The 24,343-nt window shown below is 34.7% G+C and carries 17 protein-coding genes and 1 tRNA gene; 6 read left to right on the forward strand and 12 right to left on the reverse strand.

Annotated features, from left to right (window positions below):
• Positions 1–62: 62 nt before the first annotated feature.
• The 11 genes from AA80_RS08980 to AA80_RS09030 all read right to left on the reverse strand — a co-directional run bounded on the left by AA80_RS08980 (position 63) and on the right by AA80_RS09030 (position 13,854).
• Entirely contained in the window at positions 63–839 is a 777-nt protein-coding gene (locus AA80_RS08980) for an inositol monophosphatase family protein (RefSeq protein ID WP_103067521.1), read from the reverse strand.
• 101 nt (positions 840–940) lie between these two features.
• Positions 941–2,536: an alpha-amylase family glycosyl hydrolase gene (locus AA80_RS08985; RefSeq protein ID WP_103067520.1), complete on the reverse strand. Its 1,596-nt coding sequence runs from the start codon at positions 2,534–2,536 to the stop codon at positions 941–943.
• A gap of 27 nt (positions 2,537–2,563) precedes the next feature.
• Complete coding sequence (locus tag AA80_RS08990) at positions 2,564–3,637, reverse strand: glucose-1-phosphate thymidylyltransferase (RefSeq protein ID WP_103877434.1); 1,074 nt, start codon at positions 3,635–3,637, stop codon at positions 2,564–2,566.
• Positions 3,634–5,529, reverse strand: a complete 1,896-nt coding sequence (locus tag AA80_RS08995; RefSeq protein ID WP_103067518.1) for a polysaccharide biosynthesis protein — start codon at positions 5,527–5,529, stop codon at positions 3,634–3,636. Before AA80_RS08995 ends, AA80_RS08990 begins: the two co-directional genes overlap by 4 nt.
• Complete coding sequence (locus AA80_RS09000; RefSeq protein WP_103067517.1) at positions 5,513–6,766, reverse strand: DegT/DnrJ/EryC1/StrS family aminotransferase; 1,254 nt, start codon at positions 6,764–6,766, stop codon at positions 5,513–5,515. The genes AA80_RS08995 and AA80_RS09000 overlap by 17 nt, the downstream gene beginning before the upstream one ends.
• A gap of 120 nt (positions 6,767–6,886) precedes the next feature.
• Positions 6,887–7,741: a hypothetical protein gene (locus AA80_RS09005; protein WP_103877435.1), complete on the reverse strand. Its 855-nt coding sequence runs from the start codon at positions 7,739–7,741 to the stop codon at positions 6,887–6,889.
• Between the two features lie 26 nt (positions 7,742–7,767).
• Positions 7,768–9,033 carry a histidine--tRNA ligase gene (gene hisS / locus AA80_RS09010; RefSeq protein ID WP_103877436.1) on the reverse strand — a complete coding sequence of 422 codons (1,266 nt, stop codon included), beginning with the start codon at positions 9,031–9,033 and terminating at the stop codon, positions 7,768–7,770.
• 331 nt (positions 9,034–9,364) lie between these two features.
• A complete protein-coding gene (locus AA80_RS09015) occupies positions 9,365–9,736 on the reverse strand; it encodes a S1 RNA-binding domain-containing protein (RefSeq protein WP_103067514.1) in 372 nt (123 codons plus the stop codon).
• 244 nt (positions 9,737–9,980) lie between these two features.
• Positions 9,981–10,196: a 50S ribosomal protein L31 gene (rpmE, locus tag AA80_RS09020; protein WP_103067513.1), complete on the reverse strand. Its 216-nt coding sequence runs from the start codon at positions 10,194–10,196 to the stop codon at positions 9,981–9,983.
• Between the two features lie 82 nt (positions 10,197–10,278).
• Positions 10,279–10,707: a hypothetical protein gene (locus AA80_RS09025; protein ID WP_103067512.1), complete on the reverse strand. Its 429-nt coding sequence runs from the start codon at positions 10,705–10,707 to the stop codon at positions 10,279–10,281.
• 246 nt (positions 10,708–10,953) lie between these two features.
• Positions 10,954–13,854 (reverse strand): PolC-type DNA polymerase III, encoded by a 2,901-nt coding sequence (locus AA80_RS09030; protein WP_103067511.1) that lies wholly within the window; start codon positions 13,852–13,854, stop codon positions 10,954–10,956.
• A gap of 674 nt (positions 13,855–14,528) precedes the next feature.
• Between AA80_RS09030 and AA80_RS09035 the strand changes: the two genes are divergently transcribed.
• From AA80_RS09035 to gdhA, 6 genes are all read left to right on the forward strand, one after another.
• On the forward strand, positions 14,529–16,874 hold the full coding sequence (locus tag AA80_RS09035) for a glycosyltransferase (RefSeq protein WP_103067510.1): 2,346 nt from the start codon (positions 14,529–14,531) through the stop codon (positions 16,872–16,874).
• 204 nt (positions 16,875–17,078) lie between these two features.
• Entirely contained in the window at positions 17,079–17,264 is a 186-nt protein-coding gene (locus tag AA80_RS09040; RefSeq protein WP_012209596.1) for a hypothetical protein, read from the forward strand.
• 67 nt (positions 17,265–17,331) lie between these two features.
• The gene (locus AA80_RS10375; RefSeq protein ID WP_103067509.1) at positions 17,332–18,498 is read left to right on the forward strand and encodes a flagellin N-terminal helical domain-containing protein; all 1,167 of its coding nucleotides are present in this window, start codon (positions 17,332–17,334) and stop codon (positions 18,496–18,498) included.
• A 247-nt stretch (positions 18,499–18,745) separates the two neighbouring features.
• Complete coding sequence (locus tag AA80_RS09050) at positions 18,746–21,373, forward strand: tetratricopeptide repeat-containing glycosyltransferase family 2 protein (protein WP_103877437.1); 2,628 nt, start codon at positions 18,746–18,748, stop codon at positions 21,371–21,373.
• 61 nt (positions 21,374–21,434) lie between these two features.
• Positions 21,435–21,509 (forward strand) — tRNA-Val (locus tag AA80_RS09055).
• A gap of 368 nt (positions 21,510–21,877) precedes the next feature.
• On the forward strand, positions 21,878–23,242 hold the full coding sequence (gdhA, locus tag AA80_RS09060) for an NADP-specific glutamate dehydrogenase (RefSeq protein ID WP_103877438.1): 1,365 nt from the start codon (positions 21,878–21,880) through the stop codon (positions 23,240–23,242).
• Positions 23,243–23,270: 28 nt separating this feature from the next.
• On the opposite strand, the gene AA80_RS09065 is transcribed toward gdhA, so the two are convergent.
• Entirely contained in the window at positions 23,271–24,134 is an 864-nt protein-coding gene (locus tag AA80_RS09065; protein WP_103877439.1) for a deoxyribonuclease IV, read from the reverse strand.
• Between the last annotated feature and the right edge of the window lie 209 nt (positions 24,135–24,343).

The raw sequence follows: 24,343 nt of genomic DNA on the forward strand, positions 1-24,343 counted from the left end.
ATAAAAATGCGCCCTGTGGGCGCATTTGTTTCGTTGGACCAATCAATACGAATTATTACTCTTCATTGAAATTTTTGAATATTTTTTAAATTATTTATCAGATCTTGAGTAATATAAGGGTTGCAGTAAAGAGCGTCCGACTGAAAAATATTTACATTTTTTCCATCGATATCTACAATTTCACCGCCGGCTTCTTTTAATATTAAATGTCCCGCTGCTACATCCCACGGATGAGATCTTATAGATATGAAGGCATCCAAAAAACCCGACGCCACATAAGCGATCTGCAAGGCGGCGGTACCAAACAGTCTAATCCTCATAACTTTTTCTTCCAATGCTTTAAAATATTTATATGTTTTCCCTCTCTCATTTCCAAGGGAAATCATAGCATCTTCAAAATTTTTAGCCCAGTGAGGTCTCAATCTTTTATCATTTAAATAAGCGCCATTGTTTTTTGTGGCTGAGTAAAAAAGGTTCATGAAAGGTGAATAGATAATCCCTATTGTTGGTTCTTGATGTTCAACATAGGCAACCGAGATACAATGTTCTGGTAATCCCCTTGAAAAATTAACCGTACCGTCTATAGGGTCTATAACCCAATATTCGTTTTTATCAGGAGTTTTAGTTAACCCTGATTCTTCTGCTAAAAATGATGAATTTGGGAAGCTTTTATTTATCTCTTGTATTAGGTATTCCTGTATTTGATAATCCACATCGGTTACAAGATCGGTTCGAGATTTTTTTGAATTAACATGAAAATTCTCGGTACTCCACATTTTTAATTTTTCACCGGCATCAGAGACTATCCTTTTTATTTCAATGAAATCATTTTTTGTCAACTAACTTTCCTCCTAAAAAGATTTTGACTACCTTTAGAAACTTTGTATATAGCGCCCTTTCACCCCGCTCCCCACCCTACAATTTGTTCCTCGAAGCGATTTTAACTTATTTTCCAAAAATATTCATGGGGTTGCAAAGTGATATTATCTAATGATTTGCTTTCAGCGGTCAAGTTGTTATAGATAACAATACTTTTATTTCCTTTTTTTCTTGTAACTTTAAATACACCATCTATATTTTCATACGTAGATTTTTCTGAAAACAGATCTTCGTTGGCTTGTTTCAAATCAAGCATCTTTTTTATTCCATGAAAAATCTTATAACTATCGCTCTCTTGGTTGTTCAGAGCTTCTTTTCTTTTCTCTTCATCGAAAGGTCCCCTGTTGAAAAATCTTGAATCTTTGTAGCCTATTTTTTCAGTCATTTTTTTATAAAATTCTTCGTTATTTTCCATTCCTATTTCATCACCATAATAATTTATCGGTGTTCCATCCAAAGAAAACAAAATTGAATAAGCTAAAAGCACTTTTTTATAATCCTTACCCATTTGGTTGTACAATCTTCCTGCGATGCCTTCTCCTTCTCTAAAGTTCCATCTTTCATCGAGCAGATAATATTTCAACATCTTTGCCCTTTCTTCTGGGTCGACGAATTCTAAGGTTAATTCATCATGACATCTTAGAAAAACGAACCATTGACAATCTTCAGGAATGGACGGAGTAATTTTTTCAGAAAGGGTATCTATTATATAGTTTGGATTACCTTCAGCTATGGCTAAAAAAATTTTTGGCATAACCGGAAAATGGTACGCAACTTGGCATTCGTCAGAATTACCAAAGTATGCAACAACGTCTTTAGGAGGTTGATTAGCTTCTGCGATCAATGCTGTTCCTTCTTTTAGGTAATCCAAAGCTGCTCTGAAGATTTTTAAAATCCAGTGAGTTTGAATTAAATTTTCACAGTTAGTACCTTCTTCTTTCCATAAAAATGGTGCTGCATCCATCCGAAAACCGTCAACACCATGTTCTTTCCAGAAGGTGAAAATTTTGATCATCTCTATCAGCACGTCAGGATTTCTGTAGTTTAAATCCGGTTGTATTTCGTAAAATCTATGAAAATAATAGTCACTTGTTTCAGGGTTGTAAGTCCAGTTGCTGTTTACCATTCCTTTAAAAAGCAGTCGGGCTTGAGAGTATTTTTTATCGGTGTCACTCCATATATAATAATCTCTATACTTAGAATCTTTTGATCTTTTAGCCTCTTGAAACCATGGATGTTCATCAGAAGTATGGTTTATTGCAACATCAAAAAGGATCTTTATGCCTTTTTCGTGGGCAAGATTAATGAACTCAAAAAAACTTTCATTACCGCCTAATTCATCTCGAACATTGTAAAAATCAGAAATATCGAATCCTTGGTCTTTCATTGGAGACTGTAAAATAGGAAGAAGCCATAAGATAGTTACACCTAAATTACTCAAATAATCTAATTTTTCTTTCATTTTGTCAAAATCACCAGCGAACAGATCCACATAAGTAGAATAGACCAAACCTTTTTTATACCAAAATTTATCTTTTGGTATATAGGCGAAAGAATCTTTTTTTGATTTTAAAAAGTCTAAGAGCGTTTCCAATTTATTGTTATCAGGATACAGTTTGTTCCAAAGTTCTGTTATTATCTTTATTTTATCGTCCATTATTCTTACCTCCAAGATAATTATCTATCATTTTGGTATTTGTATATTGCTATAATCACCTATAACTAATTTTAGTGAATATGGTTTCCTTTCTGTTGAATAAATCTTTGAATTTTCTCCTATAATAGACGATTCTATCCTTATATACACATTTGAAATATTTGCATAACTTAAGATTATACTATTTTCAATCTCTGAAGAGTTTATATAAGCACTGTCACCTATGCTTGTGTATGGCCCTATGTACGCATTACTTATTGTAACGTCTTCTCCGATTATTACAGGTCCTCTGATAATAGAATTCATTATCTTCGTATTTTTCCCCATATGTACCATTCCTTGAACTGAGGAATCTGATCTTATTTCTCCTTCTATTTTTCGTTCTTTTAAAGTACTAAGAATCGTTCTATTTGCCTCGATCAAATCTTCAGGTTTTCCTGTATCTTTCCACCAACCCTCAACAATGTGAGCTCCAACGTTTTTTGAATTATCTATTAACCATTGGATAGCATCGGTGATTTCAAGTTCCCCTCTCCACGAAGGTTGAATATTTTGAATTGCCTCAAAAACCTTCGGAGTGAATATGTAAACCCCAATTATTGCGAGATTCGATGGAGCATCTTTTGGTTTTTCGACAACCTTTGTTACTTTAGAATCTTCCATCACCGCTATTCCAAATTGTGAAGGGTTATCAACGGAAGTCAAAAGTATAAAAGATTCATAATTTCCTTGTTTAAACTGGTCTATAAAATTCTTAAGATCAAAGTTTATCAGGTTATCCCCTAGGTACATTATAAAGTCATCATTGCCAAGGAATTCTTTTGAAACCTTTACCGCATGAGCCAAACCTTTTGGGTGCTCTTGTATAATATACGATAATTTTATACCTAATTGACTTCCGTCACCTAAGACTTTTTTAAAGTCTTCTATATTTTCTGAATTTACTACCAAACCAATCTCTGTAACCCCAGCGTCCCTTATTTTTTCTAAGCTATACATAATGGTTGGTTTGTTAGCTATCGGTATCAATGGTTTAGCGTTTGTGAAGGTTAGTGGTCGAAGTCTTGTTCCTTTCCCTGCACAGAGTATTAATGCTTTCATAGCTTTTTGCCTCCTTGTTTGATTGTTGTAGTTGTTAGCGTCCCTTCGCTAATCTTTGAAATATTTGAATCTGGAATGTAATCTTTTATTATCTCAATAGCACTGTTGTAATCATTATTTTTTATCATAATATTTATTTGGTCTATCAATTCATTTAGTTTCTCTTTATTTATTTCGTGATTGTTGGATTTTGAAATAAAGATTCGTTTGTTTCTCGTTTTCTCGTAATCTTCATCTTCCAAGAATATTTCTTCGTATAATTTCTCACCAGGCCTGATGCCTGTGTAAACTATTTTGATATCTTGATCAGGGATGTACCCGGAAAGTCTGATCAAGTCCCTTGCTAAGCGATCAATATTGACAGGTTCACCCATTTCTAAAACAAATATTTCAGCCTTTTGAGCAAACTGTCCACATTGTAATACTAAAGAGACAGCTTCAGGAATAGTCATGAAATACCTTTTCATATTTGGATGTGTGACCGTAACGGGACCACCCTTTTGTATCTGTTCTTTGAAAATTGGAATCACACTACCTCTACTTCCTAAAACGTTTCCGAACCTTACAATTCCATACTTTGTTTGATAAAAGTTGGACAATGTCTTTACTATAATTTCCCCAAGTCTCTTTGAAGCACCCATTATGGATGTTGGTTTGATGGCTTTATCCGTGGAGATAAATACAAATCTTTCTGCATTATATTCTCCAGAGAGTTTTGCTACGGTGTAAGTTCCAATCGTGTTGATCTTAAAGGCCTCTGTTGGGTTTTTTTGCATGAGGGGAACATGTTTATGAGCAGCGGCATGAAAAACAACATCAAATCCATATTTTGAAAATAAATACCTCATTCTATTTTCATCAGACACATCCGCGATAAGTTCTTCTATAAACGCATCTGAGAACTTGTCTTTCAATTCATTTGATATTTCAAAAATACTGTTTTCACCTTTTCCTAGTAAGAAAAGAGCTTTGGGTCCCATTGGCATAACTTGTCTGCATATTTCAGAACCTATGCTCCCTCCTGCACCAGTAACCAGTATCTTTTTGCCTTTTATGTAATCTTTGATCTCTTTTAAATCAACACTAACTTCCTTTCTACCAAGTAAATCGGAAATATCAACTTCTCGTAGAAAACCAAGTGATAACTTGTTATCTAAAATTTCCAAGATTCCTGGCAAAGTTTTCAGCCTAACCTTTGATGTATCAACATAATCTATGATTTTTTTTATCTGATCAGATGAAGCACTGGGAATAGCTATTATAACCTCTTCAACGTTATATTTATCTAAAAAATCCATAACTTGATTTATTTTCCCCAGTACAGGATAGCCTCGAATGTTTCTTCCTATCTTTTCTGGATCATCATCTAAAAAGCCTACAACCGATCCCTCTTCTGGATGCCTCTCGTACTCCCCCAACAATTCAGTTCCTGCATCCCCCGCTCCAATTATAAGGATATTTTTAATTCCACTTATCTGTTTTTTATAATTTCGAGAGTGTCTTGAAAACCAATATATCCTACTAGCTGAAACAAAGACTACTCCAACTACAGATGCGGTTGCTGCCACACTGAAAGGAAGAGTGAAAATATTGCTTATATATCTTCTTACAAACTCAAAAACAAAAAAGTTGATAAGAAAACCTATGAAACCACTATTAAATACAGGCCTTAATTCGTTAAGAGTGGCAAATCTCCAAATGTATCTATATATTCCAGAGTAATAAAAAACAATTACCATAATCAAGGGAAAGAAAAAAATGGGGGAGATGTACTTTCTCATCTCCACAAAGTCAAACTGAAACCTTATGAACATCGCAACAATGTATGCAAGGAAAAACAAAATATAGTCTATTATCATCAATCTAAAAGATCTTTTAGTCAAATGTTTCATTTTTCATCTCCGTTAAGCTATCTGTTATTATTTGATATACATAATTCTGTTCTTCAAGACTGATATTGGAGAAAAATGGGATCGCAAAAGTTAAAGATGAGATGAGCTCTGTGACTGGGTAATCTCCTTCTTCATAACCAAACATTTTTCTATAAAAAGGTTGTAAGTGGACAGGATAAAAGTAATTTTTAGATTCAACACCCTTTTCACCCAATTTTTTTAAGAAGGTTCGTAAGACTTTTCTTATCTTATTTACTAATTCTTTCCATTCTTTTCTATTTTGTTCCCCTTCAATTTTCATAGGTAGATCAAAATTTCTAACCCATGTAGGTATATGAATTAACTCTGATACCCAATCTAAGTTCAATCTCAAAACGAATACAAACCAACTTTGAGAAGTAACTTCTTGCGGAATGAAAGGTAAAACTACTCTTTCTTCACTTTTAAACAAATCAAAATAATTCATAGCTTTCTCTTTTCTTTTAGAACTTATTTCTTCTATCCGTTTCATTTGAGCAAAACCAAGTGCGGCAGACATCTCATCCATGCGGTAATTGTATCCGAGTCTCTCGCTTACTAGCCATTCACCGCTTTTGCCTCTACCTTGGTTAGACATGGACTTACATAACTCAAATATTTCTTCATCATCAGTAACTATAACTCCGCCTTCACCGGTGGTTATCTGCTTATTTGGATAAAAAGCATATGTACCAGCTTTTCCAAAAGTTCCTAATTTACGCCCCTTATATTCTCCTCCTAGTGCTTCACAAGAATCTTCAATTATTTTTATTTTATCTGGAAGAATCTTAAGTATCTCATCCCACTCTAAGGGAACTCCAAAAATATCTACACCCATAAAAGTTGTAACCTCATCTCTGTAATCTTTGCCTATGAATTCTTTTAAATTTTTGATAGATAAGTTGTAAGTATGAGGATCTATGTCAACAAAGACCGGTATTCCTTTCTCAAACAAAGCTACATTAGCCGAAGAAATAAAAGTGAAAGGCGTTACGATCATTTTTTGATTTTGTTGAAAATCCAAAGCCTTTAAAATCAAATGTAAGGCTGATGTCCCACTATTCACAGCAAGAGCATATTTTGTATCAGCGTACTCTTTTATTATTTCTTGGAATTTTTCTAAGTAAGGTCCCAGAGCAAGTCTTTCAGAATTTAAAACATCCATAATAGTTTTTTTTTCAAAGTCAGTAATATCTGCACCTGATAATGGGACAAACATAGTTGGTTGTTTCACCCCCAAATTCAAAATCATACATCATTTGCTTCGCAAATGAGGATTAGGATGTTACTTCTAAAGCATTACGAAAAAGAGTTTTGCAGAAATCAGCAAAAGCAAAAATTACAAAAATTGTTGGAGTTTTTTGTATTCTTCCTCTTTTATATAACCATCTTCCAGTAACTTTTCCAATATCTCTTCGGCTTTCTTTTTGTCAGATATGGATGTAACATGAGAAAAAATTGTGCTATATCTTTCATCTTTCCCCATATTTTTAATTTGATTGATTATTTTTTCATAAGGGTCTTCTTGTTCTGGTTTTGCGGCTGTGACATCTGTTGACGTTTCGTTTTGTGTTTCTTTCTCATCTTTTTTGATCAGTTGAAGATACCTTCCCGTAGCGGTTCCATCCTCAAAATAATGTATTGTTGTTTCTCTTATTAAGAAAAACAAAAGAAACCATTGGTATATATCAAGGGTAATAATTCTCAATAACATGACGACGTTTCCCTCTCTCAATTTGATGAAACGATTTTTAACTATTTTATTGCTAATTTCAGATTCTTGAAGCTGCCATTGGTCTCTGTCAATCCTATTTATCATACTCGCATATGAGATCCAGCTTAATAAAAAACTTCCTAAAAATAAATAAATCTGCCAACTAGGGAGTGCGAAAGTTTGCATTTCTTCGAATGTTAAACTTCCTACTTGTTGTATCAAGTATAAATAAAAAACATTTAATACCAAAAAAGAAACTATGTACAATGCAAACCAAATTATAGGGCTCTTCTCTTTAATATCTGGAAAACTTAAATTATTCGATTGGTAAACCTTCTTCATCCGTTCAATATGAAGGTTTCTGTTTCTGATCAAAACGTGGTAAATAAAAAATAATAACGCCAATCCAACGAATTGTAGGACGGGTATGTATGACAATACAAAGGTTATAAAAATAATAAAAGGTCTCAGCAAAATCATTCCATTTCCTCCAGTTAAAAAAGTCTTTATTCCTCTCTCAATTTTTCCACAATGATTTCAGCCACCCAATTTCTTTCAATCTGGGTCTGCTCTCCGCTTTTCATGTTTTTTATTGTGACGATATCCCTAGAAATCTCTTCATCCCCTAGTACAACGACATATTTAGCGTTTAATCTGTTGGCATGTTTAAATTGCCCCGATAAATTCCTTTTTGATATATTTAGAAAAGTATTTATACCTTTCTTTCTCAGTTCTTTCGTTAAAGTAACAGCTGCCATTTCACCCTTTTCACCTTGAAAAGCAATGTAAACATCTATTTTGCTTTCACTCTCAACCTCGACATTCTCTCTTTTTAATGCTTCTATTACCCTTTCAATCCCTATGGCGAAACCAACCCCTGGAGTTTTAGGACCCTCTAATTGTTCAACGAGGTCGTCGTATCTACCACCACCTGCTATGACTGCTTGTTCACCCAAATCAGAATGTTCTACCTCAAAGGCCGTTTTCGTGTAATAATCTAAACCTCTCACAATCTTTGGATCAACTTGATAAGGTACATTATAACCCTTCAAATACTTTTGGAGATTGTTGAAATGTTCATGACTTTCTTCGTCTAAATAATCCAAGATGGAAGGAGCGTTTTTTGCCGCTTCCACGTCGATCTTACAGTCCAACAAGCGCATAATATTGGTATTGAAACGTCTTTGACAATCTTCACATAGGTTGGGTAACAATGGCTGATAATAAGTTTTCAATACTTCTTTGTATTTTCCCCTACTTTTAAAGGTACCAATGCTATTGATTTTAATTTTAAAATTGTTCAATTTTAGCTTATTAAAGAAATCGTAGATAAATGTGATTAATTCTGCATCTGCTAAAGGATGGTCTGTTCCAAAAATCTCTGCTCCTATTTGATAAAACTCCCTATAACGACCTGCCTGAGGTTTTTCATATCTGTACATAGGACCTATGTAAAATAATTTTTGAGGAGATCCAAACGTTATTAGCGAGTTTTCTATATAAGCCCTTGCTACTGAAGCGGTTCCTTCAGGCCTTAAGGTCAGTGACCTTCCTTTTTTATCATCAAAAGTGTACATTTCTTTTTGAACAATATCTGTTTCTTGGCCTATTCCTCTGCTAAAAAGTTCGGTTTTTTCAATTAACGGGGTTCTTATCTCTTTGTAACCGTATATTTTAAACAGTTTCTTTGCGGTATTTTCAATGTATTCCCAGTACTTAACTTCTTCTCCAAAAATGTCTTTGGTACCTTTTATCCTTGTATAAGTACTCAAATGCTAATCCTCCTTAGATCTTTTTTGTCCTCTATATATGTACTTAAAGCTAATTTTAGCTCCTCTTCACCCGACTCCTAGACGTTAAGGGGTTAACCCCTTAAGAACCCCATAATCAAGTTCAAATTCAAAGTCAAAATCATTTTTAAAACATCGTTTGCACACTGCAGCAAACACTCCCATCTTTCTTAATTATTTTACCACAAAGTTTGTTACTTTAAAAAGAAAAGAGCAGAGTTTAGAATTTTCAAAGACCTAAAAAATAATTAAGAGGGAGAAATTCTCCCTCTTAATGATTATTCTATATATAATCTATAAATCTTATAATTAATTATCTTCTTCTTGTATTCTTTTTCTTATCTAAATGCTTTTTATACTCTGATATCTTCTTTTCGCTGTCCTTTAGATACTGGTTCAATCTTTTTTCGAAATTATGTGATTTTCCAGTATCCTCTTTTTCTTCATCGAAATCTTTTAAAGACAACTCATACTTTCCGTCTTTTGTTCTTCCTATGACTTTTCCTTGAACTTCATCACCAATTTTTAAAAAACTGGATATCTCTCTAACATACTTTTTTGAAATCTTTGAAATGTGTACAAATCCTTCTTCACCATTTTCAAGTTCTAAAAAAGCACCAAACTTTTTGATGTCTACAACTTTACCTTTCACAGAATCCCCTGTTGCTAAACTTTCATTTACCAAAATAATTACCTTGCCCTTTTTTCTTAATCACGAGAACCTTGCTAAGTCGTGATATCACCCTTTATATACGAGTGGCCTGGGTCCGGGCGTTGGTTTTCACCTCCGAGATTTTTTGTTGTGTTTCCAATTGGATATTGGCAAAAATTTACCAATAGCAAGGACCAACTGGATAACGCTTTTTATCTCTTGATAGATTTATTCCTTAACTCTAACAAATCCCCCCCAAATAAGATAATTAGAGATTTTAGTGTTCAAGGAAATCTTTGTATTTGTTCTTAAATTTCTGTACTCTACCTTCAGTATCCAATATTTGTGAACCTAATTCTCCTCTGTAGAAAGGATGACACTCAGAGCAGACATCTAATCTGAAATTGTCAACTGTAGAATACATTGTATGTTCGGCGCCACAAGCACATTTTACGGTTATAAGCCTCATTTCTGGATGAATACCTTGTTTCACGTCTAACACTCCTTAATCTATATTTCTTCCCAAACTATTGTATCATAATCTGATAATTATGTCAAATTAAAAGGGTTGTAGATTAAAAGATATATACTATACCTAATCCTCCACTTAAATCAAAAGCTGTGCTGGGGAGAAACATAAAGCCAGGTGCAATTTCTAAAAATGTTAATACAGGAGTTTCCGGGATAACAAAATTCAAAGCCAACGGGAAACGTATACCTAAATCTAGATCATCTTTTACACCAACATGAATACCTCCACCATAACTAAAATCGACATCGCCAAATACATTTGGAGAAACAGCATTATAATCTGCTTGTATGGAGAAACTGTCATGAGAAAAAGACCATGCAGCTGTAACACCGACAAAACTCCTTAAACCGGTATAACTCCTGATATACAACCCACTTGGTTCACCAATCTTTGCACCTATACCTAATGGAGCAGAAAAAACACCTACAGATAAAATTATTAATACGAATAAAGAAACTAATATCTTTTTCATGTGAACCCCTCCCGATAACTAATTTTTTTTAAAAACTTAAACAACGTTACATAAATATAATATCATAACTATATTAAATTTCTATTAATTTCTTTAAATATTCTTACATTGTTCACATTACCATAACCTAACGTTGCCATAGAAACCTACGAACCAGATTTCACCACTTAATCAAGAAATAAAAAATGAGATTGTTTAATAAAATGTCCCCAAACAACAACAATCTAAAGACAACGTTAGCTTCCTCTAAAGAAAAACTTTTGTGTGGGTTTCTCCCCTTTCTTTTAGGATCCTCTGGGCATTCTTACTACCAATATTTCTCACTTTGGTCAGAGGAATCCTTAAATATTCCCCTTCAATTTTAAAAACCTTTGCTTCGCTCTTGTAAAGATCCGGTCTTAAAAAGCCAAAACCTCTTTTTCTCATCTCGTAGGCGGTCTTAAGTGTGGAATAAAAGTTGGACTCTTCGTAATTATGTTGGTATTCGTTTTTTGAAAGTTTTTTAATCGCCTGAACCGTCAATTCTTCATCCATTATAATATCAATATCAAAAAACCTCGCTCTGATAGTGAAATAAACCATGTAAAACTCAAGAGGATAATAAAGCTTGTAAAACGCTATTTTGTACGCCATTATCATGTAGGCAACCGCATGTGCCTTTGGGAATAGATAATGAATCTTCTTCAGAGAATCAAGATACCATTCGGGGGCTTTTGAATCATCTATCGCCTTCAACTCTTTCTCTGTAAGCTCTTTCCCTTTTCTCACTTTCTCCATAATCATAAAGGCTGTTTTTGGTTCCACTCCGAAATATTCAAGCGTTATCAAAATATCGTCACGGCAGCTAACGATCTGATCGATATCTGCAACATTCTTTAAAACTATCTCACGTGCGTTGTTGAACCAAATATCCGTTCCGTGTGCAAGTGAATTCGTTCTACACAGATCATAAAAAGTTTTGGGCCTCGTCTCGGTGAGCATCTTATGGGAAAAAGGTGTCCAAACTTCTGGTACACCCAACGTTCCAATCTCCGTACCTATCTCTGAAAGATCCACTCCCAACTCCTTTGTAGAAGAGAAAAGTGAAAGAACCCGCTCATCGTGCATTGAAATATCGTTGTAATCGTAACCGGTTAAATCTTTAAGCATCTTTAAAAATGTTGGACCATCGTGAGACAACACATCTATTTTCAACAAATCATTTTCTAATGCCTTAAAATCGTAATGTGTCGTAACGATACCAATCTCGGGAGAATTTGCAGAATATTGGTAAGGAGTGAAATCATGGACATCGTACTCTTGAGGGATTATTATCATAGCCGAAGGATGTTGACCTGTATTCAACTTTGTTCCTTTTATTTTCTGAGAAATCCAAAAAAGATGCGCAAAATTCATATCTTCATCCTTGAAGTAATTAAGAGCCATCTTCATAGCGTTGTACCTTGAGATGGTACTAATCGTACCTGCCTTGTAACAATAATTCCTACCAAATTTCTCTTCCAAGAACCTCTGTATATCGGTGAAGATCTCAGCCGAAAAATTCACGTCTATATCTGGGATCTTCTCGCCAGAATACCCCATAAAAACCTCAAACCTTATATTATGCCCATCGGAGTTTAAAATTGCACCGCAATTTGGGCATGACTTCTCTTTTAAATCAAAACCACTCAAATTCAAATTCTCCACGAACTCTATAAACCCACAACTCTCACAAAAATAATGTGGCGGCAACGGATTAACCTCCGTTATCCCCAAAAGAAAAGCCACAAGCGAAGAACCAACAGAACCCCTCGAACCGATTGGGTAACCCATCTCTAAAGACTCCTTGACCATATCGGCTGAGATCAAAAATATCACCGCATACCCGTTATCTACTATACTTTTCAATTCCTTTTCTATCCTATCTATAATTATACGGTGTAACTTTTCCCCATACCTCTTTTTTGCGTTGCTATAAACGATATCTCTCAAATTTTGGTCGGCAGAGGGGATATAAGGCGCCTTCAATTTAAAATCAAAAGGTGCAAACTCCTCTATCTCACCAGCGATTTTATTCGGATTTTTCACCACAATTTCTTTTGCGATGCCACGCTTTTTAAAGATCTCAAATGCGGCATCGCACATCTGGGAAGTGCTTCTAAAGTAATTAACACTTCGCACAGTCTTTCTTGGTTTACTCTTTGTGGATGTACCAACGATCATAGCGTTTAAATACTCCCGATCCTCTTCCCTTAAATAATGAACATCCCCGGACATAACAACAGGCTTTCTGACATCTTTTGCAATCTCATAGACAGTTCTAGAATAATCGATAATCTTACCCTTCTCCAAACACAAATCGTTATAACAATCCACAGGGAAAAGCTCTATATAATCAAAAAAAGTTATCCATTCCTTCAAATCGTTAGTAGAATACTTGTTCAAATAGGAGTAAAGCAAAAATCCATCCAGTGAAGAGCCTAAAAGTAGCCCTTTTCTCAAATTCTTCAAATCAGAAAGTGAAATTATCGCACTTTTATTCACAACGTTCATATGTGAAATGGATACTATCTTATAAAGATTCTTCAACCCCTCTTTATTCCTAACCAGCACATTCACATGTTTTACGATCCCTCTTCTCTCATCGTGTACATTCAACTCACAACCAAAAATAGCTTTTATACCCTTTCTTTTAGCATACTCATAGAAATAAGGAATTATCTGCACATTTTCGTTATCAGTAATGGCAACCGCCTTTTGTCCAAAAGAAGAAACAGCATCCACCAACTCCTCCATACCCAATATAGACAACTTTGAGCTCATCTTTGAATGCGCATGAAGTTCAACCCTCTTTTCTACCGAAAGATCATGCCAAGCCGATGGAACAGCAGCTTTTATTGTAACCACATTCAAACAATAACTCCCCATTTCGCTATCGTACTCTAATACCCCTTCAAATCTAAACCATTCACCTTTCCTTGACCCCGTTCGGGGCGTTTTCCTGCTTTCGGATTTACACAAAAAAGAATAACTATAATCAGTAACAAACAAATAATAAAAATCCTTTGCCTCATCAACATAAAAAATTTTACCTTTTATGCTTATCTCCTTATTAAAAAACTCTTCCTCCCGCCCTTTAATATCCAAAAGACTCTCAAAAAAATACATAGAACTTCCTCCTTAGGAATACGTATATATATTATTATACATAATTCTACCTAAGAAGTCAACATATGGTCGGGCTGCTGGGTGAAAGGCACAACCTTTTGCTTATCCTTAAGGGCGGGCTGCGGGGCAAAGAACCCTTCCATTCATCCTTTTGGGTGGGCTGCGGGGTGAAAGGGCGCTAGTAAAAAGTAGAAGGCAGATAAATAATTATCTGCCTTCATTCCGATCAATATCACTTATCTACTTCTTTGGTTTATCTTTTGGCTTATCTTTCTTTTTCTTTTTTTCCTCTGCCATGACCCTTCCTCCTCCGGGCAAAAAGCCCTGTTAATGGAACCCTTATACCAATAACCAAAACATATAAAATCTTATAAATATTATACCATACTAAAAATTAAAAGCAACAGTTTTTAGCAATAATTTTTGGCAAAAATATCACTTTTAAAAAACTCTGTTAAAAATCCCTCAATTTCAGTCGATAAAAAATAGGATTAACAATTGACTAAAAAGAAATATTAATAAACCACAAAAATACGATCATCCTAATGGATGTTCTGCGAGACGAAGTCATACATTTTAATTCCTTAGAGGGTGGGCAGCGGGGCGAAGGGGCGCTAACACAAGTTTTTAGAACTTTTAAAGACACTAAACTTCAAAAGCCAAGGAGGAATCCCATGTACGAAGAAATCTTTGAATTGATAAACAAAGGAGAAATAACCAAAGCTCAAGAACAAATAGAAAAAATATCCGATGATGACCCAAAAAAATACAACTTAAAAGGGCTAATACACTTCAACAAAAAAGAACTCGAAAAAGCCAAAGAAGAATTTGAAAAAGGATTAACAATAAACCCCGTTGACCCAGACCTATTATTCAATTATGGGTATCTACTAAAAGAAATGAACCAAGAGATGGAAGCATGGAGATACCTCATGAGGATACACGACAAAGACTGGGCAACTTATGACCTCTTAGGAGACATAGAATTCAAAAACAGAAGCAAACTAGCATCTTTAAGATTTTATCTAAAAGCAGCAGAACTAACAGATAACCCACAAATGAAAAAGAAGTTCTTAGAAATAAGAAACAAGATAAAAAAAGACACAAAGATAGCCTTCCTATGCTTACCTGGCTTAGACAACTTCCTAAAAGACATAGTAGAAACCTTCTCACTCGGATACGATGTCAAACTCGTAGTATCAACAGACGGCAACGAAATAACAGAAGCGATAAAATGGGCAGACATAGTCTGGCTCGAATGGGCAAATGACTTAGCAATATTTGCAACAAACAAAGTCCCTGAAATAGCAAATAAAAAAGTTATTTGTAGGTTGCATAGTTACGAAGTTTTCACTCAATTTCCTGAAAAAATAAATTGGGAAAATATTGATCAATTGATATTTGTATCAGAACCAATAAAAAAGATTTTTCACCAATTACATTCTTTTCTTGATCTTCAATCATGCAAAGAAGAAATTGTTTACAACGGTGTTGACTTAGACAAATTCAAATACACTATACACAAACCAGGATACAATTTAGCGGTCTTAGCTCACATAAACTACAAAAAAAATCCCGCAGCGTGGATTCAAATAATAAATAAATTAAAAGAAATAGATAACAAATACAAATTACACATTGCAGGAGATTTTCAAGACACTAGGTACAGAGTATACTTTGACTACATAAAAAAAGAAATGAAAATGGAAGACAATTTCCTTTTACATGGATGGATAAAGGAAGTAGAAAAATTTTTAGAAGACAAAAACTACATAATATCAACAAGCATACACGAAAGCTTCGGTTACAACATCGCCGAAGCAATGGCAAGGGGAATAAAACCAATAATTCATAATTTTGACGGTGCCAAAACATTATGGCCTAATGAGCTTATATACAATACAATCGATGAAGCGGTGGAAAAAATAACCGAAGAAAGTTACTACTCAGAAAGTTATCGTCGGTTTATCGAAGATAATTACACGTTGGAGGAACAGATTAATGCATTAGAAACCGCACTAAATACATTAGAAAAAGTCAACAAGAAAATAAATAAAAAAGTTGCCGAAGATCTGAAGGACTCATTTTTAGATTATATGATTCCTAAATTTATAGAATTTACACCATACACAGACAAATATATTGATTCTTTCGATTTTGAAGGTTCTAAAATTAGAATTGGAAAGGTAGAAAAAATTACAGATAAGATTAGCCTTATTGAATTTATAGTAAAAAATAAAAAGGGTCAACAATTAGCATTGCAAAATATTTGGTATAATCATTCTACTAAGCAAATAACTTTCCCAGATTACATCTCACTAAGTAAAAATAAAAAGATAGTTCAAAATATTGTTCATCAGATACTTGATTCCAGGTTAAATTACAATGGTAATATGTTTAGATTTCCAGGAAGCAAAAAATATTGGGAAGAAAGATACAAAACAGGAGGTAATTCAGGACAAGGTTCTTATGGAAAATTAGCAGAATTCAAAGCAGAGGTAATAAATTCTTTTGTAAAGGAGAAAAGAATTAATTCGATTGTAGAATTTGGCTGTGGAGATGGAAATCAAGTATCTTTGTTTGATTTTCCAAAGTATATTGGTTTGGATGTTTCAGAGACTGCTGTTAATTTGTGTAGAGAACGTTTTATAAAAGATAAAACAAAAAGTTTTTTCTTATATAAACCAGAAGAAGTAGAAAGCAACAAATCCCTTTTTAAGGCTGAGCTGTCGTTATCATTGGATGTGATTTACCATCTGGTTGAGGATTTGCAGTTTGATTTATACATGAAAAACTTATTCCAATCTGCAGAAAAATTTGTTATCATCTATTCTTCAAACACAGGTAAAAATCCAGAAGGCACGTCCCCTCACATCAAATACAGAAGGTTTACTGATTGGATTGAAAAGAACGCACCAGAATGGGAATTATTTCGTAAGATTAAAAACAAATATCCTAAGGAGTCTTTCTCTGATTTTTTCATTTTCTCCAGACGCCAAGAAGGGCTAGATATTCATTGATAATATAACGATCATTGTCAATATATAAATTATTTATATTTTCTGATTTATATAATATTCACTAATCTCTCCACGACCTTTGAGAGTTCTTAACACTTTTCTTCTGAAAGAAAAAGGCAGGAATGTTCGAAGGCTTAAAGAATCAAGTTTGAGTATAATTGATGCTATGGCTAACCCGTTGAAGAAGTAGAAGGTCTTTCAAAAGTGTTGTACGAAAAGATTATTCAAAGATACCCAGTTATTGAAAGTATAATAAACTTACTAAATGAATTCAAACAGATGTTGAAATCAAAGAACGTTAAAAAAGCTGAAGAATGGATAGAAAAAGAACATATAAAAAATGCTAAAGTTTTTGGAAAACTGTTCGATAATATGTATGAAAATCCTTAGCGCTAAGGGAAAATCCTTGTCCAAGGAAGGGCAAGAAACAAAAAAATCACATGGAGGTGTATGAATTATGAGGATTAATCACAACATCAGTGCATTGAATGCATGGAGATCGATGGATCAAGTAAACCAATCTATGGGTAAAACACTTGAAAAACTTTCTTCTGGTTTAAGGATCAACAGAGCAGGAGACGATGCAGCAGGATTAGCAATATCCGAAAAGATGAGAGGTCAAATAAAAGGTTTGGATACCGCTGTAAAGAATGCACAAGACTCTATATCTTTGATACAAACAGCAGAAGGGGCATTGACAGAAACACACTCTATACTTCAAAGAATGAGAGAATTATCAGTTCAAGCTGCATCAGACACTAACACAAATGTTGATAGAAATCAAATTCAGTTAGAATTAGACCAACTAAGAGACGAAATCGATAGGATTTCAAGAACCACAGAGTTTAACACAATGAAATTGCTTGATGGAAAGATTGAATCATTCAGAGGTAGTGAAGATATTAAAGTTGTTACGGGGGGGAATATAAATGTTGAAGCTGGATTGATATCCGGCAGTACAGCAGTGGAAGGTACTTACGTTGTAGAAGTTGGACAATTAAGTGGTACTGAAACCACTGCTTTGGATGTTAAAATAACTCAGATAACAGCTGGTGGACAAACTAGCACCATTGTCACTTTGGGAGCTGGAGCAGCTACTATTGGTGGAATTTCATTTAAATGGGAATCATCAACTTTTGCTATCTCAGATTTTGGAGGGTCTTTGCCCAAAAATGAAATTGTAGATAGTGCAGTAGTTAGAGTTGAAGCAGCTAATACAGCTGCTAATCAATTAGTTTTGCAAATAGGGGCGAATGAAGGTCACAACATCGTACTTGGAATAGACGATATGAGTTCCAAGGCTCTTGGACTCACGGAGGATTCACTTAAAGCAACCGACCAAGACAGTGCTGAAAGATCGATAATGGTTGTGGACGCCGCAATTCACAAGGTAAGTACAGCGAGAGCTTCACTTGGTGCCGTTCAAAACAGATTGGAACATACTATATCCAACTTGGGTGTAGCTTCTGAGAACTTAACCGCAGCAGAAAGCAGAATCAGAGACGCAGATATGGCAAAAGAGATGATGGATTTTACAAAGCAACAGATACTCTTGCAGGCATCGAATGCGATGTTGGCACAAGCGAATACAATTCCACAAAATGTGTTGCAGTTGTTGAGATAAAGGGGAATTTGAGAGAGGGCCTTCGGCCCTCTTTTTTCTATTTATTATCTAATTATTATCTATTTATTATCTATTCCCACCCGCCGCCCTTTAAGGAGTTATTTCTTTGGTTAGAGCTTCTTTTATCTATTCCCGCCCACCACCCCTTAAGGTAGTTTTTCTATGATTGGAGAAAGCCCCTTAAGGAATTAAATATATTGAACAAGAATGATATAATAGATGTAGCTTTTTGATGGGAGGAAAGTTTATGAGTGCTGATAAAGAAAAATTGTTGTCCGTTGCTATGATCGTCAAGGACGAAGAGACTAATATTAGACGTGCCTTAGAGGCTATTAAAGATGTGGCTGATGAGATAATCGTTGTTGATACAGGTTCAACAGATAGAACACCGGAGATAGTTAAAGAGTATACCGATAAGTTGTACTTCCATGAATGGCAGAATGATTTTTCTGAGGCTCGAAATTATTCTTTGAAGTTTCCAACCTGTGAGTGGGTTTTGATATACGATGCGGACGAGGAGGCTTCAGAATCGTTTAAAAAAAATATAAGAGATTTTCTTATGAAGCAGCCAAAAGATGTTAATACCGTCTATATACCAACAATCAGTTATATGGATATTAACTACACAAGAACTGAAGTTGCTTCAACTTCAAGAATTTTTAGAAAAGGTACCATTGAATACAAAAACGTTGTACATAATCAAGCTAAATATAAACCAAAGGTCGTTCGAGGTAATTTTCCAATTCTTCATTACGGTTACATCTGGACAAGGGCTTTGAAGAGAAAGAAGTATGAAAGAACAGGTAATTTAATAAGAGAGCAACTAAAAGACGCAAAACACCCAATCGAGAGGTTATACTATTTAGTTCAGTTGTACAAAACAGAGTCTATCGGGGGGTATACGCATAAAAAGAACCAAGTTGCTTGGGAGACGTTGGCAGAGATAAAAAGGGTGGGAAAAGTTCCTGCCATAGGGCTTGAATTTTTGTACATGTTTGGATTGGACTGTATGTTTGCGGGTTTGAAAGACCTTGGAAGGGATTTGCTGCAAAAGTGTATAGATGCTACTCCTCAGTATCCTGACCCTTATTTTGGTATGATGGCTTTGTACGAAAGATCAAAAGATTGGGATGAGCTAAGCAAGTGGGGGGAAAAGTTTTTTAATGTCTTAGATGAAGCTATGAAAAATGTTGAGAATTTTGATTGGACTATTATGTCTTTCAAGCAAGTGCCTTTGGCGCATATTTTGATGGCACGTGCAATGTTGAAAAGAAAGGATTTTGAAGGTTTCAACAATCATATTTCAATTGCATTTAGTGAAGATGAGAACATTAATATTGATAAAAAGAATTTGTATGTTTTGATGAACGATATAAAAGAAAGTGTTGAAGCTAAAGATGAGTTTGAAAAGTTATTACCTGGATTAAGAGTTATGGTTGAAGGTGTAGAAAAATCAGGAATTGTTGTTTATTATGACAGCGTCGTTGAAAAAATTGCTGAATTAGAAGTTGAAGTCGATGAGGTTTTGTTAGATAAATTATCTTGTAGAAATGAACTTTCAAAATACATAATAAAGAAAATGAAAACATCAGAAGACAAACTTTTAGATTTTATAACAAAAAGTGATTATCTTAATTTTGTAGAAAAAAACGGTATACCTGGACTTTTGCTTTTTTATTCTGTTTTGCAAAACACAAAAGATACTGTTGATACGTTGAAGACCCTTTCTAGTTTAAGAAAGATCGAAGATGAAAAGATTCAAGGAGTTTTATACGCCTTATTAGGAGATTGTTATCTGAGTTTGAAAAGGTTCAAAGAGGCTCTGAGTCAGTATAAAAAGTCTTTAGAAATACTTCCTGAGCTTTCACAGTTTATTAAACCTATAATTGAGGATTTGAGCACGAAATTAGACCCCGAGATGGATGGGGTTTACGAAGAGATGTATACCCATTTTGCTTCAGGGAAAGAGTTCATTTTCGATATAATGGGGTACGTTGGGCAAGAGAACGCTGAAAAACTTTATCTTATTTCTGAAGCTCCATTGGCTTTGTACGTTTCGGGGGTATCTTTTATTCAAAAGGATGCACAAAAGGCTGAAACGTTGTTGAAAAAAGTAGAAAATATCGACGAATTTCCTTTTTATTATTATAGGCTTGCTAAGATATACGAAAAAAAAGATATTAAAAAAGCTTTTGAATATCATATAAAAGCTGTTGAGGAAAATAACAAACTCGCTGATTTGGCACTTGGTAGATACAGTTATTCTGGGCTTTATCCAAGTACTCAGATTAGTTTTATGAAAAGCAACGATGAAATGATTTGGGTAGGGAATATTTCCGAAAAGTTTTCCACGCTTGGAATCATTCATCCCATTAGGAGTTGGAAGAAATCAGAATCTTTTATGTACGCTTCCCCTTATCCTTCTGATGAAGCTTTGAGGATTTACGAAGAACGTGAGAAAGAGGCTTACAAGTCTGCTCCTTTGGAGATCAAAAAGGAAGTTATTTTAAAGGGATTAATTGATAGTGATTTTAAAGATATCAAGCTTCTTGGGGTTGATAAAGAGAAGTATGAAAGTGTTTTTGAAGATTTGGGTGTTTCTGTGAAGGATACTTCTAACAATCTTTTAATTGTAGGTGAGTTTGAGAAAAATTATGATTTGTCTGATACCTTAAAGAAGGCACAGAAGGTTTTAACTTTTGTGTATGTTCCTGATTTAAAGGATAGGGAAAACGTAGTTTGGTTTCTTCCAAAGTTTAGGGTGCTTAGAACAACGAGTCAGTTGATTTCTTTATTCGAGAAAGAAGGGTTTAAGGTTTCAAAAGTTGAGGCTATTGATGGAAATTTGAGATGTATTCAAGGGTATAAAGAGTAATTTTTACTTTCATTGACAAGTTTTGAAATATAATGTATAATATTTTAGAAAAGTGTTTTGGGGGCGCTTAGCTCAGTGGGAGAGCGTCTGCTTCACGCGCAGAAGGTCGTAGGTTCAAACCCTACAGCGCCCACCATTTTTCTTTGTTCTTCTTGCAAGTTTTTTCAGCTTTCCGCATACCTCCTGGTACTTACTCACGAGACTAGAAAAATAAATTTTTTATTAAAGAAATATAAATATTTTTTTAATTATCTTTCTTCAGTTATAGCACATCATCAAAAAATACCTTGAATACCTAATTTTAAGCATTTTCAACAAAAAATTTTAAAATTTTGCGAATTTGCATGTTTTGTGTATAATCGAAAAAACTTAGTAAATATATTCATTACCATTTATTAGTAATAATGAAATATATTTCAATGAATTATTTGTTATGAAAATAATTTCTTGTTGTTTTATCTTTTTTAGGTATACCGGGGAAAAACCAAAAAGGAGGAGGTAACAGTGAGTAATTCTATTGAATTAACCCAAGAAAGTTATGTTGACAGCATAATTGAAAGGGTAATTGTAAAGAATCCTGGAGAAGCTGAGTTTCACCAGGCAGTACGTGAAGTTCTTGAAAGTATCAAGCCGGTTGTTGAACTGTATCCTGAATTTGAAGAAAACGGGATTTTAGAAAGGTTGACTGAGCCTGAAAGGCAGATTATCTTTCGTGTTCCGTGGGTAGATGATCAAGGAAGCGTTCATGTTAATAGGGGATACAGAATTGAATTCAACTCGGCATTAGGGCCTTATAAAGGGGGGTTGCGTTTTCATCCCACCGTATACCCTGGAATTATGAAGTTTCTTGCATTTGAACAAACTTTCAAAAATGCTTTAACTGGAAGGCCTATAGGTGGAGCAAAAGGTGGTAGCGACTTTGACCCAAAGGGGAAATCAGATTCCGAAGTTATGAGATTTTGTCAAAGTTTTATGACTGAACTATACAGGCACATTGGGGCACAAACAGATATTCCAGCTGGAGACATAGGCGTTGGAAAAAGAGAAATTGGGTATCTCTTTGGTCAATACAAAAGAATTACCAACCGTTTTGAAGCTGGTACGCTAACAGGAAAAGGAATAGATTGGGGTGGAAGTTTAGTTAGAATAGAAGCAACGGGGTATGGATTGGTTTATTTTGTTGAAGAAATGCTAAAAGATGTTGGTGAAACATTTGAGGGCAAGAAGGTTATAATTTCTGGATCTGGAAACGTGGCTATTTACACTGCTCAAAAAGTTATAGAACTTGGTGGAAAAGTGATAGCTATTAGTGATTCTGATGGCGTAGTATACGATCCAGAAGGAATAGATTTAAATTCTGTGATTGAGATAAAAGAAAAAAGAAGAGGAAGAATAGTTGAGTACCTCAAAGCTTATCCTTCTGCTGAGTATAATGACAATAGTAAAGATATTTGGAAAATTGAGTGTGATATTGCCTTTCCATGTGCTACACAAAACGAAATAGATACAGAAGAAGCAAAAGCACTTGTGAATAATGGTGTTGTAGTAGTAGCAGAAGGCGCTAATATGCCGTGCACTCCAGAAGCTATTGAGTGTTTCCAAAAAAATAACGTTATGTTTGCCCCAGCTAAAGCTGCCAACGCTGGTGGTGTTGCAACCTCTGCATTAGAAATGACTCAAAATAGTATGTGGGAGTCTTGGAGTTTTGAAGATGTAGATAAAAAATTACGAGATATAATGAAGGACATATACAGTAGTATAAAGACGACAGCTGAAGAATACAAGAAAGACGGAGACCTTGTTTTTGGGGCTAATGTAACTGCTTTTCTTAAGGTAGCAAGAGCGATGATGGATCAAGGAGTTGTTTAAAAAAATACCCCCATCTGGGGGTGTTTTTTTAAAGCTTTCCTAATTCCTTGAAGATCTCTTTTACTACTTTTATGTCTTGGCTATGTTCTGGATCATCTCCAGGGGTTTCGAGTATCAGAGGTAGTTTAGATATTTCATCGAAAGAGAAGAAGGTTTTAAATCCTTCCCTTCCTATGTATCCTTTGCCTATAAATTCGTGTCGGTCTTTAGCTGCGCCCACGTCATATTTTGAATCGTTTAGATGAATCATTTTTAGTTTGTTTAAGCCAATGTATTTGTCAATTTCATCTAGTAGTCTTTGCACCTCTTCTTTTTTTCTTATGTCGTAGTTTGAATCGAATCCATGGCAGGTATCGTAGGTTATGCCTAATCTTTCTTTCCATTGGGATTTGTTTATTATTCTTCCTAATTGTTCCATGGTGTATCCTATGTTTGAACCTTTTTGTGCAACGTTTTCGAGCAAGATAGTTACTTTTGTATTCTGAATTTCTTTGAAGACGATATCTAACCCTTCTAATATTTTGTTTATGCCGAATTCTTCTCCTTCACCTAAATGGCTTCCTGGATGGAAGTTGTAGTGAAGTATTCCTAATTTGTCTGTTGCTTTTATTTCTTCTATCAGGGCTTTTATTGATTTTTCTCTGATTTCATCTTTTGGAGAGGCTAGGTTTATTAAATAGCTTGAATGAACTAAGACATCTTCAAAATTTATGTTGGATTCGTTCATTGCGTTTTTGAAGTCTTCTACATCGTTTTCTTTTGGTGGATTTACTTTCCAAATTCGTGGTGAACTTGTGAAGATTTGGAAGGTGTTGCCTCCGATGTTTGTTGTATCAGATGGGACTTTGCTGAAGCCTTTTGAGATTTTCATGTGTGCACCTATTTTTATCAATTTTTTCACTCCTAATAGTTGTGATTTGCGCCCTTCACCCGCAGCCCGCCCGTCTAAGGAAGGACCTTCGGTCCTTTATAACCAACAAAGGGAGAGGACTCCACCCTGCAACCCCTTTAAAATTTATATCTTTTTTTGAAAATTATTTAGTTACTAAAATATTTATTTTATCTATATTTGCGCCCTTCCCCCGCACCCCACCCATAAGG

The organism is Petrotoga sibirica DSM 13575 (genome assembly GCF_002924625.1).
In the GTDB taxonomy this organism is placed as follows: Bacteria; Thermotogota; Thermotogae; order Petrotogales; family Petrotogaceae; genus Petrotoga; species Petrotoga sibirica.